Annotated in this window: 1 protein-coding gene; it reads left to right on the top strand. The window is 66.7% G+C overall.

Features of this window, described 5'->3' with window-relative positions:
• Positions 1-27 precede the first annotated feature (27 nt).
• Positions 28-433: LysR family transcriptional regulator (locus HWX22_RS31665; protein ID WP_175917034.1), on the top strand; the 406-nt coding region annotated here is incomplete at its 3' end.

Below are 433 nucleotides of genomic sequence, written 5' to 3'. Positions count from 1 at the left end.
ATCGTGCTATCGAATGAGGAACAGGAAATGGACCGACTGACAAGCCTCGACGTGTTCGTCGCCGCGGTGGAAGAAGGCAGCCTGGCGGCCGCCGCGCGCCGCTTCGGGCTTTCGCCGGCGATGGCCGGCAAGCATGTGAGCGCGATCGAGGCGCAACTGAACGCGCGGCTGCTGCAACGAACCACGCGGCGCCTGAGCCTGACCGACGCGGGCCAGACCTACTACGAGCGCAGCAAGCAGATCCTCGACGCCTTCGACGACGCCAATCGGGAAGCCGGCGATTCGCAGGGCAAGGCGCGCGGCGTGCTGCGTATCGCGGCGCCCGTCACGTTCGGCGCGATGCATCTTGGCGAGGTAACGGCGCGCTATCTGGAAGACCATCCCGACGTGAACGTCGAGGTCACGCTCGGCGACCGCTATGTCGACCTGCTCG

It is taken from the genome of Burkholderia sp. BCC1638 (genome assembly GCF_902833195.1).
In the GTDB taxonomy this organism is placed as follows: domain Bacteria; phylum Pseudomonadota; class Gammaproteobacteria; order Burkholderiales; family Burkholderiaceae; genus Burkholderia; species Burkholderia diffusa.
The sequence above is the reverse complement of the archived record's forward strand: the minus strand, read 5'-3'. Positions and strand labels throughout refer to the sequence as shown.